General features: G+C 57.5%; 15 protein-coding genes. 9 read left to right on the top strand and 6 right to left on the bottom strand.

Annotated elements, in window-relative coordinates; genetic code table 11:
* Positions 1-254: 254 nt before the first annotated feature.
* Positions 255-1,037, top strand: a complete 783-nt coding sequence (locus TRM7557_RS00805; RefSeq protein ID WP_165592389.1) for a GGDEF domain-containing protein — start codon at positions 255-257, stop codon at positions 1,035-1,037.
* A 6-nt stretch (positions 1,038-1,043) separates the two neighbouring features.
* On the opposite strand, the gene TRM7557_RS00800 is transcribed toward TRM7557_RS00805, so the two are convergent.
* Positions 1,044-1,985: an aldo/keto reductase gene (locus TRM7557_RS00800; protein ID WP_058288316.1), complete on the bottom strand. Its 942-nt coding sequence runs from the start codon at positions 1,983-1,985 to the stop codon at positions 1,044-1,046.
* 99 nt (positions 1,986-2,084) lie between these two features.
* On the opposite strand from TRM7557_RS00800, the gene TRM7557_RS00795 reads away from it, so the two are divergent.
* Complete coding sequence (locus TRM7557_RS00795) at positions 2,085-2,684, top strand: CDP-alcohol phosphatidyltransferase family protein (RefSeq protein ID WP_058288315.1); 600 nt, start codon at positions 2,085-2,087, stop codon at positions 2,682-2,684.
* Positions 2,685-2,781: 97 nt separating this feature from the next.
* Here TRM7557_RS00795 and TRM7557_RS00790 read toward each other — a convergent pair whose 3' ends face one another.
* Positions 2,782-3,303: a CBS domain-containing protein gene (locus tag TRM7557_RS00790; RefSeq protein ID WP_058288355.1), complete on the bottom strand. Its 522-nt coding sequence runs from the start codon at positions 3,301-3,303 to the stop codon at positions 2,782-2,784.
* Between the two features lie 81 nt (positions 3,304-3,384).
* Between TRM7557_RS00790 and TRM7557_RS00785 the strand changes: the two genes are divergently transcribed.
* Entirely contained in the window at positions 3,385-3,567 is a 183-nt protein-coding gene (locus tag TRM7557_RS00785; RefSeq protein ID WP_058288314.1) for a hypothetical protein, read from the top strand.
* 28 nt (positions 3,568-3,595) lie between these two features.
* Here TRM7557_RS00785 and nqrM read toward each other — a convergent pair whose 3' ends face one another.
* A complete protein-coding gene (gene nqrM, locus TRM7557_RS00780) occupies positions 3,596-3,841 on the bottom strand; it encodes a (Na+)-NQR maturation NqrM (protein WP_058288313.1) in 246 nt (81 codons plus the stop codon).
* Positions 3,842-3,863: 22 nt separating this feature from the next.
* Positions 3,864-4,889 carry an FAD:protein FMN transferase gene (locus TRM7557_RS00775; protein WP_058288312.1) on the bottom strand — a complete coding sequence of 342 codons (1,026 nt, stop codon included), beginning with the start codon at positions 4,887-4,889 and terminating at the stop codon, positions 3,864-3,866.
* A 172-nt stretch (positions 4,890-5,061) separates the two neighbouring features.
* On the opposite strand from TRM7557_RS00775, the gene TRM7557_RS00770 reads away from it, so the two are divergent.
* Genes TRM7557_RS00770 through nqrF form a run of 6 tightly spaced genes read left to right on the top strand, consistent with a single transcriptional unit; the run spans position 5,062 to position 10,916 of the window.
* Positions 5,062-6,405 carry a Na(+)-translocating NADH-quinone reductase subunit A gene (locus tag TRM7557_RS00770; protein ID WP_058288311.1) on the top strand — a complete coding sequence of 448 codons (1,344 nt, stop codon included), beginning with the start codon at positions 5,062-5,064 and terminating at the stop codon, positions 6,403-6,405.
* Between the two features lie 3 nt (positions 6,406-6,408).
* Positions 6,409-7,608 (top strand): NADH:ubiquinone reductase (Na(+)-transporting) subunit B, encoded by a 1,200-nt coding sequence (locus TRM7557_RS00765; protein WP_058288310.1) that lies wholly within the window; start codon positions 6,409-6,411, stop codon positions 7,606-7,608.
* A complete protein-coding gene (locus tag TRM7557_RS00760; protein WP_058288309.1) occupies positions 7,601-8,419 on the top strand; it encodes a Na(+)-translocating NADH-quinone reductase subunit C in 819 nt (272 codons plus the stop codon). The genes TRM7557_RS00765 and TRM7557_RS00760 overlap by 8 nt, the downstream gene beginning before the upstream one ends.
* Complete coding sequence (locus TRM7557_RS00755; protein WP_058288308.1) at positions 8,419-9,072, top strand: NADH:ubiquinone reductase (Na(+)-transporting) subunit D; 654 nt, start codon at positions 8,419-8,421, stop codon at positions 9,070-9,072. The genes TRM7557_RS00760 and TRM7557_RS00755 overlap by 1 nt, the downstream gene beginning before the upstream one ends.
* Positions 9,072-9,680, top strand: a complete 609-nt coding sequence (gene nqrE, locus TRM7557_RS00750; protein ID WP_058288307.1) for an NADH:ubiquinone reductase (Na(+)-transporting) subunit E — start codon at positions 9,072-9,074, stop codon at positions 9,678-9,680. Before TRM7557_RS00755 ends, nqrE begins: the two co-directional genes overlap by 1 nt.
* 12 nt (positions 9,681-9,692) lie before the next feature.
* Positions 9,693-10,916 (top strand): NADH:ubiquinone reductase (Na(+)-transporting) subunit F, encoded by a 1,224-nt coding sequence (nqrF, locus tag TRM7557_RS00745; RefSeq protein ID WP_058288306.1) that lies wholly within the window; start codon positions 9,693-9,695, stop codon positions 10,914-10,916.
* Positions 10,917-10,978: 62 nt separating this feature from the next.
* Here nqrF and TRM7557_RS00740 read toward each other — a convergent pair whose 3' ends face one another.
* Together TRM7557_RS00740 and TRM7557_RS00735 are read right to left on the bottom strand one after the other, a co-directional pair.
* Positions 10,979-12,355 carry an AAA family ATPase gene (locus tag TRM7557_RS00740; RefSeq protein ID WP_131727503.1) on the bottom strand — a complete coding sequence of 459 codons (1,377 nt, stop codon included), beginning with the start codon at positions 12,353-12,355 and terminating at the stop codon, positions 10,979-10,981.
* Positions 12,356-12,378: 23 nt separating this feature from the next.
* Positions 12,379-13,302, bottom strand: a complete 924-nt coding sequence (locus tag TRM7557_RS00735) for a type II secretion system F family protein (RefSeq protein ID WP_058288304.1) — start codon at positions 13,300-13,302, stop codon at positions 12,379-12,381.
* Positions 13,303-13,328: the final 26 nt, after the last annotated feature.

Here is a 13,328-nt window from a genome sequence, read left to right as displayed (position 1 = left end):
TTTTCTTTTCGGTGGGAATCGCATCTTTGTACTCGGAAAGATTGTATGTACGTCGCTCTGATCGCCGAAAGACAAGCGAGGAGACCAATGTGAAGCCAGGGTCCGGATCTCAAGAGCCCGCAAAACCGCATCCTCTGCAGGGGGCGGAGCTTGCCGCGAGAGGACTGTTGTCGCTTTTACTGCTCGGGCTGTGCATCAAAAACCTTATGATTGGGCTTGTGCCATTGGCTGCTGCCTTGGCAGTGTTCGATTTGATGCTTTTGCTCAATCTATTCGCAGATATTAAACGCGGCACGCGGCCTGTCTCCAGCCGTATTATGTGCTGCGCATTGACGCTTGTTCTGCTGTGTTCGACAGCCTCTTTGGGGGTCGGTGGCGCGATTTGGGTCTTTCCAGCCCTTGTCAGCGCGCGGGTATTGGCGTCCAGAGGTGGCAGTGTGACCATGGCGATCTTTCTGACAGCCATTGTTCCCGCAATCCTCGCCTTTAATGGCGATCCGGCAAATGCGGCGCGGATGTTTGGGGCTTTGCTGCTGACCAGTTTTTACGTTGTGTTTGCCCAGGGGCATGTGCCGACCTTTGGGGAAGCGATCGATATGGCGTCCATGCGGGATCCGTTGACCCGAGTCTTTAACCGGGCGCGTTTGGATCGGGTCGTTGCAGAGCTGAAACCACAAGAGACAGCTGGCCTGCTGGTGCTGGAGATCGAGAATTTTTCCCAGATGAAGCAGTCATTGGGACATGCTGCAATCGACAATGCGCTGCGTCAGGTCGCAGAAACCTTCCACGGGTTTCTGGGCGAGCGAGAGCAGATTTTTCGCGTGGGCCCGTCAGAATTTATGATTCTGCTGCGCGGCTGGAGCGAGCATGAAACGCATGCGCTTGCCGATCGGGTGCGGGCGCACCTCGTTCAATGTGAGGCGAGCCAGAATCTGGCAGTTAAAATCAGCGTCTCTTCGGTGACTGGTGGAGAGACGCCCGGCGACGCCCTGGAGGATGTTCAGGCGCAACTGGGGCGCCTACGCAATCTTGGCTAGCAGCTGTCAACTTTCTTCCAAACGGTCTGTTGCCGGCGCAGGGCGCGGGCTCAGCGTTTCGATTTCGGCATAAAGCGCGTCGCTCAGATCGTAGCTCAAAGCCGCCAAAGAGGGGGCCAATTGTGCGCTGGATCGGGCTGATAGTATCGGGCAGGGGGCACAGGAATGTGCTGCTGCCCATGCAACAGCAAGCGTGGCCGGATCGACCATGTGACGTTCGGCCAGCTCTGCAAGCTGTGCGCCGCATGTGTGCATCCACGGCTGGCCGTAGCGGGCAGCATATCTCTTGTCTTCGCTCAGCCGACCTTGACCACCGTGGTTATATTTCCCGGTCAGCAGTCCGCCACCAAGCGGGGAGTAAGTGGCCGCGAGAATGTCCTGATCGGCGCACATCGGAAGAATTTCGACTTCAGCCTGGCGCTTCACAAGGGAATACATGGGCTGCAGTACATCAACGCTCAGATCAAATTCTGCCGCAATCTGGATTGCTTTCATCACTTGCCATGCGGCAAAATTGGACAGCCCAACGTGGCGGATCTGACTCTTCGCTTTGACTTCAGCAAACCAGTGCAAAGTCTCGCGAAGATCCGTGTTCGGATCAAAGCGGTGCAGATACAGAAGATCGACAACATCCATGTTCAGACGGCGACGGCTGGTTTCGAACTGTGTCTGAAGGTTTTCCGCGCCAGCACCACCTATGTAGCCGACCTTGCTCGCCACAAAAACCGCCTCCCGCTCGGCTTTGACTTGCGCGCCGAGGATTTCTTCGCTGGCCCCGTCTGTATAGACAAAGGCCGTGTCGAAATGACGAAGCCCTGCCGCACGGCAGTCCGCGTACATCGCATCGGACGCCGCGCGGTCGGCGCGGCCGCCATATTGCATGGTGCCAAAGGCAAAGCCGCCAATCGGTTGCCCGTCGAGAGTTCTGAGAGGAATGCGCTGTGTCATGGCCCCATGTTGCACGGTGTGGGATCAAGCGGCCAGATCTGATTTGACCCGCGGGAACGTGAATGGACCTTTTCCCTGACCAAGGCTAGGACTAAGGCTATGTTTGACGCCAGAATTCGCCCTCTTATTGATCCGATTTTGAACGCCCAAGGCGCGCGGCTTGCAGCGCGGGGGGTTCGCCCCGATCAAGTGACTTTGGCTGGGCTGGGGTTCGGGCTTCTTGCCGCGCTTTTGATAGCGCTTGGTGCTATGGGTTGGGCTTTGGCTGCGATCGTGTTGTCGCGCTTGGCGGATGGCTTGGATGGTGCGGTCGCGCGGGCCGGGCAGCCCAGTGATTTTGGCGGGTTTCTCGATATTGTCTGCGATTTTGCATTCTACGGCGCGGTGCCGCTGGCTTTTGTGGTGGTCGATCCCGCCAATGGCTTGGCGGCGGCGTTTTTGCTGTTTTCCTTCTACGTCAATGGCGCAACCTTTCTGGCCTATGCCGTTTTGGCCGAAAAGCGCGAGATGAAGACGGATGCGCTTGGGGTGAAAACGCTCTATTTCACCGGCGGGCTTTTGGAGGGCGCAGAGACAATCGGCCTTTTTGTGCTATTTTGCCTGCTGCCGGGCTGGTTTGTGCCCGCGGCTTTTGTCTTCGGGGCGCTTTGCCTTGTGACAGCCGTGTCTCGGGTTCTACTGGCTGCGCGGGTTTTCTAATGTGCTGCTGACGCAGCCGTAACTGCCGCCTGCGCTGATCTGGCTTGCCAGATCAGCGACAGCAGGTTGGTGCTTGCTTTGGCGCAGGATGTGCTACTTAGCCAACAATCAGTTGTTTGAGCTGAAGGGCCTCGTGTTCCAATTCTGTCAGACGGAAATTCACCACATCACCGATTGTGATCATCCCGGCCAACTGGCCACCTTGAACAACGGGCATGTGGCGGAACTTTCCTGTCGTCATCCGCTTGAGAACAGAGACCAAAGCCTCGTTGGGGCTGCATGTCTCTACGGTTTTGGTCATGATGTCCCGGACCTGTTTCGGCAGGGTCTGACCCGGCGTATCTGCCAGTTTCCGGACAATGTCGCGTTCAGACAGGATGCCGCACAGCGCACCGGACACATCCGTGACAACCAGCGCACCAATGCGCCGATCACGCAGCACTTTTACTGCTTCTCCCAGTGTTTCTTCGGGTTTAATGGCGAACACATCGCCGCCCTTTCCAGAGAGCAAATGCGCAACGGTCGCGGCTTCTGGTTGAAGATTGCTCGTGGTTGTTTGGCTTTGAGTGCGCGTCTTGGCTTGATCCTTGCGCATTGGGGCCTGATAGGACGTTGGCATGGCTGCAGGTTCCTCCCAGATCTGGTTGCCTTTATGAGGGACGTCCAGCATAACCCAGGTTCTGCAAAAACGGAGAGTAAATTGTCCGACCTCAGCCTGACCCCGGCCATCGCCACGACGATCTTTGTCATCGCCTGCCTGAGTGGCTATCAATATCGCAGGGTCTGGAAAGCAGAAGGACCCCGGTGGCAGCTGTGGCTGTTTGGCCTGATTGCTGCCTGCGGGATCCTGACTGTTGGCTTTTTGCCGATGCAAACGCCCTGAAGGCGCATTGCTATTGCGCCTGATGTGATCAGGCGTTTTCGGCTTCCATTTGCGCGCGTTCGAGCATTTTCTTGGCGCGCGGGCACTGCAGACGATCCCGCAGCGGGCTGTTGGGGTCGATGTCTTTTTTGCAAACAAGACATTGATCCGCATCGGCAATGGCATTGAGGCCACCGCAGCTGCCCTTGATGGTTTTGTTCATCATAATCACGCCAAGCGCCATGCCCAGCATGATCAGGAGCAGCAGTCCGAAAGCGAAAATAAACGTTGTCATAAGTGCTGCTCCTTCGGAGTTTTTAAGCGGTCAGCGCGGTGAAGCGTTCGCTTGCTGCGGTCTTGAAACGCAGGTCAGAGGCTGCCTCATCGCGTTCCACAAACAGAACCGCCAGGTCGTTTGCCTTGGCGATTTCCAGACCACGCTCGCGACCCAAGATCAGCATTGCGGTCGCCCAAGCATCTGCAAGCATTGCATTTTCTGCCAGAACGGTGGCGGAAGCGGTCTTGTGTGTGATCGGGCGGCCAGTGACCGGGTCAATCACGTGAGAGTAACGCGCGCCGTCTTGTTCGAAGTAGTTGCGGTAGTCACCGGAGGACGCGAGACCCATGCCGGAGACGCCAACAACGTCCAGAACACCGGACAGGGCTGCGGGCTTCTCAATACCGATCTGCCAGGGTTTGCCATCTGCGTTCAGACCAGACGCATAAAGGTCACCCCCGATTTCGACCATGTAGTCAGAGAGGCCGAGGCCTTCCAGCGCGCGGCCAACTTGGTCTGCACCAAAGCCTTTGCCGATCGCTGCGAGATAGACTTGAGTTTCCGGCTGGATCTTCTGCATGGCGCCTGCGCCAACTTTCAGCGTCGCGCCGTGGCCAGAACGGGCTTGCGCCGCGAGGATCTCTGCGTCCTGCGGCATACGTTTGCCGCCCGGCGCGCCAAAGCCCCACAGTTCGATCAGCGGGCCCATGGTTGTGTCAAAACGGCCTTCGCTTGCCGTGTTCACATCCTGAGCTGCCTGCATAACATGCGACAACTCGCGCGACATAAATGTCGCATCTGTGCCCTTGTTGGCGTTGAAGCGCGAGATTTCCGATGCCGGGTCCCAGTTGGACATCTGCTGATTCACCTGCGCCAGCGCGGCATTGATTCGCGCCTGGGCTTCGATCTTGTCGACCGAACGGGAGGCATCCACCGCAACCACATTGTATGTGGTGCCCATGGTAGAGCCCGAGAATTCAAGGATTTTTGCACCAGGTTTGCAGGCGGCAAGAGCCACCGACATCATGATGAAAGAGCGACGGGACAACACGGTCAGATCGGACAAAGAGGCACTCCCTTTTGGGTCATCGTAGCCAAAGCAATTTATCGGAACGGCTTTTCGGCCACATTTGGACCTGTTTCAACAGGAAAAGGTAGTGCAAGCGCAGAAATTTCTACTTTCACACAGCGCGCACATGTCGCATAAGCGCTTCAAAATTTCTCTAGAGGTTCGAACTTTGAAGCGCTTCCAGCTCAGAAAAGGTCTAGATGTGCCCATCGAGGGCGCGCCAAGGGCCGAAATCGAAGCCGCCCCGCAGGTCGGCACTGTTGGCATCCTCGGCGACGACTACATCGGTTTGAAGCCGCGGATCCTCGTCGCAGAAGGCGACACCGTTGCACCGGGCACGCCCGTGATGATCCACAAGGATCAACCCGAAGTGCAAATCGTGTCCCCTGTTGCTGGTCAGGTTAAAGCGATCCACCGTGGTGAACGTCGCAAGCTCATCAGCGTTGAAATCGAAGTTCAGGATGGCGCCGCCGCTCCTGTCGATTTCTCGAAAGTTGGTGACGTGAGCACTGCTGAGGGGCTGGTCGAACGTCTGTGTGCTGCTGGTCTGTGGACCTCGTTCCGCACGCGCCCCTATTCCAAGGTTCCAGCGCCGGAAACACGCCCGGCTGCGATCTTTGTGACGGCAATGGACAGCGAGCCGCTCGCCGCTGATCCCGAGCTGATCATCGCAGAGAGCGCCGAGGCCTTTGCCAAGGGTCTTGAGGCAATTGCTGCCCTGACCGAGGGCAACACCTATCTGTGTCACGCCGACGGAGCATCCGTGCCCGGCGGCGATCTGGCGGGTGTTGAGGCCGCTGCCTTCTCTGGCCCGCACCCCGCAGGTCTGGCTGGCACGCATATCCACTTCCTCGAGCCGCTCGCCGGTGACAAGACGGTTTGGACCATCAGCTATCAGGACGTGATCGTCATTGGCCGCCTGCTGGTGACCGGCACCTATGACGCCTCCTGCGTTGTCGCGCTGGCTGGTCCGGTCTGCAAAGACCCGCGTCTGGTGCGCACCGTTGCTGGCGCGTCGCTGGCGGATCTGGCGCAGAACGACCTGCCGCAGGATCTGCCGGTTCGCCTGATCTCTGGTTCGGTTCTGTCGGGCCGCGCAGGCAAAGGCGCAAGCGGCTACCTTGGTCGTTATGCACGTCAGGTCACCGTGATCGAAGAGGACAAGAAACAGATCCCCATGGGCTGGATCCGTCCAATGTTCGCGAAATTCGCCATCCAGCCGGTTCTGGGCTCTGCCCTGTCGCGCCGCAAGTTCCCGTTGACCTCGAACCTCAACGGTGGCCGCCGCGCCATGGTTCCGCTGGGCACGTTCGAAGCGCTGATGCCGCAGGACTTCCTGCCGACACAGTTGCTGCGCGCGCTTCTGGTGATGGACACCGACCAAGCTCAGGCGCTCGGCGCGATGGAGCTGGACGAAGAAGACTTGGGCCTCGTGGGCTTTGCCTGCCCGGCCAAATATGAATACGGGCTCGCGCTGCGCGACTGCCTGGCAAAGATCGAGAAAGAGGGGTGAACCTTGGGCTTGCGTAACTTCTTTGATCGCATCGAGCCGCACTTCGAGAAGGGCGGCAAGTGGGAGAGACTTTTCCCGCTGTACGAGATGGTCGAAAGCTTCCTCTACACGCCGAAAACGGTGACTACGGTCGCCCCGCATGCGCGTTCCTACATCGATATGAAGCGCATCATGACTTATGTCGTGCTGGCAACGATCCCCTGTATCCTGATGGCGCTGTACAACACCGGCTATCAGACCAATATGGCAATCGCCGAAATGGGCGCCTCTGGCTGGCGCGCATCCATCGTCGAGGCGCTTGGCATCGGCTTTGACGCGAATAATGTCGCGGCAAACATGTTCCATGGCCTTCTGTATTTCCTGCCGATCTACATTGTGACGCTGGTTGCAGGTGGCGTGTTCGAGGTGGTCTTTGCCACCGTGCGTCGCCACGAGGTGAACGAAGGTTTCCTCGTTTCCTCCATGCTGTATGCGCTGATCGTCCCGGCAAGCACGCCGTTGTGGCAGGTTGCACTGGGCATCATCTTTGGTGTGGTGATCGGCAAAGAGGTCTTTGGCGGCACCGGCAAGAACTTCCTGAACCCGGCACTGACGGGCCGTGCGTTCCTGTATTTTGCCTATCCGGCACAACTGTCCGGCGACGCGGTCTGGATCCCGGTTGATGGCTTTACCGGTGCGACAGCACTGGCGGTCTCTGCATCTGAAGGCTTTCAGGCGCTGGCAGGACACGGCATGAGCTGGTGGAACAGCTTCTATGGTTTTATCCCCGGTTCCATGGGCGAAACCTCGACCCTTGCGTGTCTGTTGGGGCTGGTGTTCCTGCTGGCCACCAAGATTGCCAACTACCGTATGGTTGTCGGCTGTCTGGGCGGCATGATCGCCTTCTCGCTGCTGCTCAACTGGATCGGTTCTGACACCAACCCGATGTTTGCAATGCCGTGGTATTGGCACCTTGTGACCGGCGGCTTTGCCTTTGGTCTGGTGTTCATGGTGACCGAGCCCGTCTCTGGTTCCCACACCAATATGGGCCGCTACTTCTATGGTGCGCTTATTGGTTTCATGGTGGTGATGATCCGTGTGATCAACCCGGCCTTCCCCGAAGGCATGATGCTCGCCATCCTTTTCGGCAACGTGTTTGCGCCGCTGATCGACTACTTCGTTGTTCAGGCCAACATCAAACGTAGAGCAAAACGTCATGGCTGATCACGACCAGACCCCGACCGAGCCGCAAGGTTTCATCCGCCGGTTCTTGGCTCTGCCCACGGATTCGGTTCCCAAAACCCTGTTTGTCGCTATCTCGCTGTGCCTTGTGGCCTCGATGATCGTGTCCGCAGCAGCCGTGGCCCTGCGCCCGCTGCAAGAGGTGAACGCGCTCAAGGACAAGCAGATCAACATTCTGCAGGTTGCGGGCATCTATGACCCGTCCAAGGACGTCGTTGAATCCTTTGCCGCTTTTGAACCCCATGTTCTGGAGCTGAAAACCGGTGACTTCACCGACAAGTTCGACGCGGCCTCTTTTGATGATCGTGCGGCAGCCGCTGATCCCGCGACCTCGGAAGCGCTGAGCGATGACCCGGCGGGCATTGGCCGTCTGGGTGACTACGTCACCGTCTACCTGCTGCGCGATGCCAATGGCGACATCGACAAGCTGATCCTGCCGATCCACGGCTATGGTCTGTGGTCGACTCTCTATGGCTTTATTGCGCTGGAAGAAGATGGCAACGACATCTTTGGCCTTCAGTTCTATGAGCAGGCAGAGACCCCCGGCCTTGGCGCCGAGGTCGACAACCCGCGCTGGAAGGCGCTTTGGAACGGCAAAAAGTTGCGTGACGAGAACGGTGATCTGCAGATCAGCGTGACCAAAACCGCACCGGCCGCTGGTTCCGAGTACCACATTGATGCGCTGGCTGGCGCGACCCTGACCACCGTTGGTGTGCACAACCTTGTGCGTTTCTGGATGGGTGAAGCCGGCTACAAGCCGTTCCTGGACAACCTCAAAGCGGGGAACATCTAATGGCCCATAAACGCAGAGAAATGCTGATCGACCCGCTGGTCGACAATAACCCGATCACCCTTCAGGTTCTGGGCATCTGTTCGGCGCTGGCGGTGACCTCCTCTTTGCAGGTGGCCTTCGTTATGTCCATCGCCGTGACGCTGGTGACCGCGTTCTCGTCGATGTTCATCTCGATGATCCGCAACCAGATCCCCAGCTCGATCCGGATCATCGTGCAGATGGTCATTATCGCTTCCTTGGTGATCCTGGTGGACCAGATGCTGAAGGCCTTTGCCTTTGAGATCTCTAAAACCCTGTCGGTTTTCGTGGGTCTGATCATCACCAACTGTATCGTGATGGGCCGCGCGGAAGCCTTTGCGATGAAAAATGGCCCTATCGATAGCTTCATTGACGGCATCGGCAACGGTCTGGGCTATGGCCTGATCCTGATGCTGGTCGGTGTGATCCGCGAGCTGTTCGGCTCTGGCAGCCTGTTTGGCGTGACCATTCTGGAAACCGTGAACAACGGTGGCTGGTATGTCCCCAATGGCCTGCTGCTGCTGCCGCCGTCGGCGTTCTTCATCATTGGTCTGATCATCTGGGCGTTCCGGTCCTGGAAAACCGATCAGGTCGAAGAGCGTGAATATAAAATCCAAACGGTTGAGGCGCACTGATGGAAGGTCTTCTCTCCCTCGCGGTCAAGGCGATCTTTGTTGAAAACCTGGCCCTGTCGTTCTTCCTTGGCATGTGTACTTTCATCGCCGTGTCCAAGAAAATCTCGACCGCTATTGGTCTGGGGATTTCTGTGATGATCGTGCAGGCCATTACGGTTCCTGCCAACAACCTGATCCTGACCCATCTGCTGTCCCCGGGCGCACTGGTATGGGCAGGCTTTCCGGAGGTCGATCTGACCTTCCTTGGCCTGATCTCCTATATCGGTGTCATCGCGGCGCTGGTTCAGATCCTTGAGATGGTGCTCGATAAATACTTCCCGCCGCTCTACAACGCGCTGGGTGTTTTCCTGCCGCTGATCACAGTGAACTGTGCCATCCTTGGCGGGTCGCTGTTCATGGTTGAGCGCGACTACAACTTTGCCGAAGCGGCGACCTATGGTCTGTCCTCTGGCTTTGGTTGGGCGCTGGCGATCACCGCCATGGCCGGCGTGCGCGAAAAGCTGAAGTATTCGGACATTCCCGATGGTCTCCAGGGCCTAGGCATCACCTTTATCACCGCAGGTTTGATGGCGATGGCCTTCATGTCCTTCTCCGGCGTGAAACTCTGAGGAGCCTAAGTTATGGAAACATTTAGCCTTGGTATTATCCTCTTTACCCTGATCGTTATCGCACTGGTGACGATCATCCTTGCCGCGCGCTCGCGTCTGGTGTCTTCGGGCAACGTCAATATCACCATCAATGGTGAAAAGACGATCTCTGTGCCCGCAGGTGGTAAACTTCTGCAAACGCTGGCAGCCGAGAAACTGTTCGTGCCCTCCGCCTGTGGCGGCGGCGGTACCTGTGCGCAGTGTCGTGTGAAAGTGCACTCTGGCGGCGGGTCCATTCTGCCAACCGAGGAAAGCCACATTACCAAGCGCGAGGCATCCTGCGGCGACCGCCTGTCCTGTCAGGTGGCTGTGAAGCAGGACATGGAAGTTGAAGTCCCGGAAGAGGTCTTCGGCGTGAAGAAGTGGGAATGCACCGTGCGTTCCAACGACAACGTCGCAACCTTTATCAAGAACCTGGTTCTTGAACTGCCCGAGGGCGAGGACGTGAACTTCCGCGCAGGTGGCTACATTCAGATTGAAGCACCCGCGCACCAGCTGAAATACACTGACTTCGATATTGGCGAAGAATACCGCGAAGACTGGGATCGGTTTAACCTGTGGCAGTATAATTCCACAGTGGCTGAACCGATCGAGCGCGCCTACTCCATGGCGAACTACCCGGACGAAAAGGGCCTGATTATGCTCAACGTGCGTGTGGCCTCGCCGCCGCCGGGGTCGACGGGTATTCCGGCCGGTCAGATGTCGTCTTACATCTTCAACCTGAAGCCCGGTGATAAGGTCACCATTTCTGGCCCGTTCGGCGAATTCTTTGCCCGCGACACCCAGAAAGAAATGGTCTTCATTGGGGGTGGTGCCGGCATGGCGCCGATGCGGAGCCACATTTTCGACCAGCTCAAGCGCCTTGAGAACCGCGATCGCAAGATCACCTTCTGGTATGGCGCGCGTTCGAAGAAAGAGATGTTCTTTGTTGAGGACTTTGACCAGCTGGCGGAAGAGTTCGACAACTTTGAATGGCACGTGGCCCTGTCCGACGCGCAGCCCGAGGACGACTGGAAAGGCTTCACCGGCTTCATCCATAACGTTCTGTTCGAGGAATACCTCAAGAACCACCCGGCGCCGGAAGACTGCGAGTTCTACATGTGTGGTCCGCCGATCATGAACCAGTCGGTCATCAATATGCTCTTGGATCTGGGCGTGGACCGCGAGGACATCATGCTCGACGATTTCGGCGGCTAAGCTGATCGCTTGAAACCAAAAGACGCCGGGCCTTTTGGCCCGGCGTTTTGCATGTGTCGGGGCTAGGCGTCAGACCGGCCTGCGGCGACATTGCGCCATGACAGTTCCAGCAGATCATCCGTGAGTTCTGGTTCGATCTCGAGGAAACGGCAGGCCGCAATAATGTGGCGCAGCAAGAAACCCGGATGCGCGCCCGAGGTGTTGTACCCACCCTGAACATAACGCCGATCATAAAAGGTTTCGACCACATCCGGCTGCCAGGCGATGTTCATGTCTGCGCAGGCGTCTTCAAAGATCTGCATGTAATCCGCGCGACTGGGATTGGGCACAAAGATCTTGAAATAGATCCGGCGCAACGCGGCCTCATCGCCCAATTCTTCGGGCAGAAGGTTTGAAGAGAACACCACCAGCTGGTCAAACGGCAGGTTGAATTTCTTGCCGGTGTGCAGCGACAGTATGTCGAACCCTTTTTCAAGCGGGACGATCCAGCGGTTCAAGAAGGCCTGCGGCACCTCAGTTTGGCGGCCAAAATCGTCCAGTACAAAGATCCCACCAAGCGCTTTGAGGTGCATAGGGGCCTCGTAGAACCGGGAATGCGGTTCAAAGGACAGATCCAGCATGGCAAGCGTCAGCTCACCTCCGGCGACAAAAACCGGACGGCGGCATGGGACCCAGCGGGGGTCCAGACGGGGCGCATCCGTTGGGGGGGGCGCCTGTTCGTGAAGGGTTTCATCATAGAAGCGAATGATTTGACCACCAACAAACAGCGCATAAGGGATGCTGACGATGTCGCGAAAACAATCCCCCAAGGCTTCGGCCAAGGCTGTTTTCCCATTGCCGGGCGCGCCAAACAGCAGCATCGAACGGCCAGAATTTACGGCCGGTCCCAGCTGGGACTTCAGGACTTCGGGGATCACCATATGGGTCAACGCAGCGTCGAGGGCTGTGCTGTTGATCTCTTCTGATGCGATGGTCTGGCGGCGGATTTGGTCTTCGAATGCCGCAAGCGTGACCGGGGCAGGGCCGACGTATTGGGACACCATCAGCGCTTCGAGTGCCCGCTTTGCGCCAAGGTCGGTCAACCGATAGCGGATGTCAGATTTGATATCCCCCCCTTCAAGACCCTGTGCTTCTACCAACATGAGGCGCGTCATCTCTTCGATGATTTGACGGCATACCATCCGTGGAAGTTTGATTTCAGCGCTGATCTCCGAAGGCGTCATGGTGCCACCGGATTGCAGGATCTTGGCGGTTAGGTCGATCAGGAACGAGACAGGGAGGTCTGTATCCGCGACGCGGCGTGGTGGCTCCCCGGCCGCGTGGAACGTGCCGCTTTGTGGAGTGGGTGTCTGGCCGTTGGGTCCGATGTCCGCACCGTTGGCATAGGCTTCATTTTGATCGTCAGGCGTGGTTTGTTGTGGGCTCAATGGGTCCAGCATTTTGGCATCTCCTTTGGCGCGCATCATGCGGGCGACATAACGTCAAGAAACTCCAGGAGTGTCATGACAATAGGCACCAGCACGATCAAAAGGCTGACCGGAAACATGCAAAGCGCCATTGGAAACAACATCTTAAGCGGTAGGGTGTTCGCTTTTTCTTCGGCGCGGATGATGCGCATCTGTCGCATCTCCTTCGCAAAGGTGCGCAGGGTTCGTGCAACGCTGGAACCGAGTTCTTCGGATTGGCGAAAGAGCACGGCAAGCATTCGCGCTTCGTCGACCTGAATGCGCATGGCGAGGTTGTTCAGTGCCTCGTGAATGGGACGCCCGGCGCGGATTTCGAGGTTGAGGATCGACAGCTGAATGCCAAAACCGGGGACGGTGCGCAGAAACTCGCGGTTCACCCGGTCAATCGAGGCATTGAGGCTGAGGCCCGCATCCACGCAGACCAAAAGCAGATCCATCATATCGGGAAAGATCTTGCGATATTCGGCCTGTTTGCGCTTGCCCATCTGCTCCAGAACAATGCCGCACAACACGAACCCAAGGCCGCCGACAAGGACTGCCGCAACCATCAATGCAAACTGGCTGGATTCCGGGCGAAGAATGCCAAGCAGGACATGGCCAAGCAAACAAAAGCCGACGGCTATTCCAAGGCGTACAAAGTTGAACACTGTCACGTCCCGAGGTGAGAAATACCCGGCCTGAACGAGACGCATCTGGATGCTGTTGGGGCCTGCCTTTTTGACAACATCAATAAAATACCCGAGCTGGCCGTCCTCTTGCTGGGGCAAACTGTCGAGCACGATCTTTTCCCGATCGGCCTTCTGCTTGGTCGTGGACAATGTCCGTTGCAGGTCGCGTTGACGCTGAAACATCGTGAGCCCGGTGAAGGCAAAGACCAGCACGGCCAGAAAAATCGCACCTAGTACAAGGGTCTCGGTCATATCTTAGTCCTCCCAAAACACTGGGT

The sequence above is a fragment of the Tritonibacter multivorans genome (assembly GCF_001458415.1).
Classification (GTDB): domain Bacteria; phylum Pseudomonadota; class Alphaproteobacteria; order Rhodobacterales; family Rhodobacteraceae; genus Epibacterium; species Epibacterium multivorans.
This window is presented reverse-complemented; position numbering and strand designations above follow the sequence as displayed.

Excerpts from the sequence above, each read along its gene's own strand:
- TRM7557_RS00805 (WP_165592389.1), top strand. The coding sequence starts at position 255 with ATGCTTTTGCTCAATCTATTCGCAGATATTAAACGCGGCACGCGGCCT.
- TRM7557_RS00800 (WP_058288316.1), bottom strand. The coding sequence starts at position 1,985 with ATGACACAGCGCATTCCTCTCAGAACTCTCGACGGGCAACCGATTGGC.
- TRM7557_RS00795 (WP_058288315.1), top strand. The coding sequence starts at position 2,085 with ATGTTTGACGCCAGAATTCGCCCTCTTATTGATCCGATTTTGAACGCC.
- TRM7557_RS00790 (WP_058288355.1), bottom strand. The coding sequence starts at position 3,303 with ATGCCAACGTCCTATCAGGCCCCAATGCGCAAGGATCAAGCCAAGACG.
- nqrM (WP_058288313.1), bottom strand. The coding sequence starts at position 3,841 with ATGACAACGTTTATTTTCGCTTTCGGACTGCTGCTCCTGATCATGCTG.
- TRM7557_RS00760 (WP_058288309.1), top strand. The coding sequence starts at position 7,601 with ATGGCTGATCACGACCAGACCCCGACCGAGCCGCAAGGTTTCATCCGC.
- TRM7557_RS00755 (WP_058288308.1), top strand. The coding sequence starts at position 8,419 with ATGGCCCATAAACGCAGAGAAATGCTGATCGACCCGCTGGTCGACAAT.
- nqrE (WP_058288307.1), top strand. The coding sequence starts at position 9,072 with ATGGAAGGTCTTCTCTCCCTCGCGGTCAAGGCGATCTTTGTTGAAAAC.
- nqrF (WP_058288306.1), top strand. The coding sequence starts at position 9,693 with ATGGAAACATTTAGCCTTGGTATTATCCTCTTTACCCTGATCGTTATC.
- TRM7557_RS00740 (WP_131727503.1), bottom strand. The coding sequence starts at position 12,355 with ATGCTGGACCCATTGAGCCCACAACAAACCACGCCTGACGATCAAAAT.
- TRM7557_RS00735 (WP_058288304.1), bottom strand. The coding sequence starts at position 13,302 with ATGACCGAGACCCTTGTACTAGGTGCGATTTTTCTGGCCGTGCTGGTC.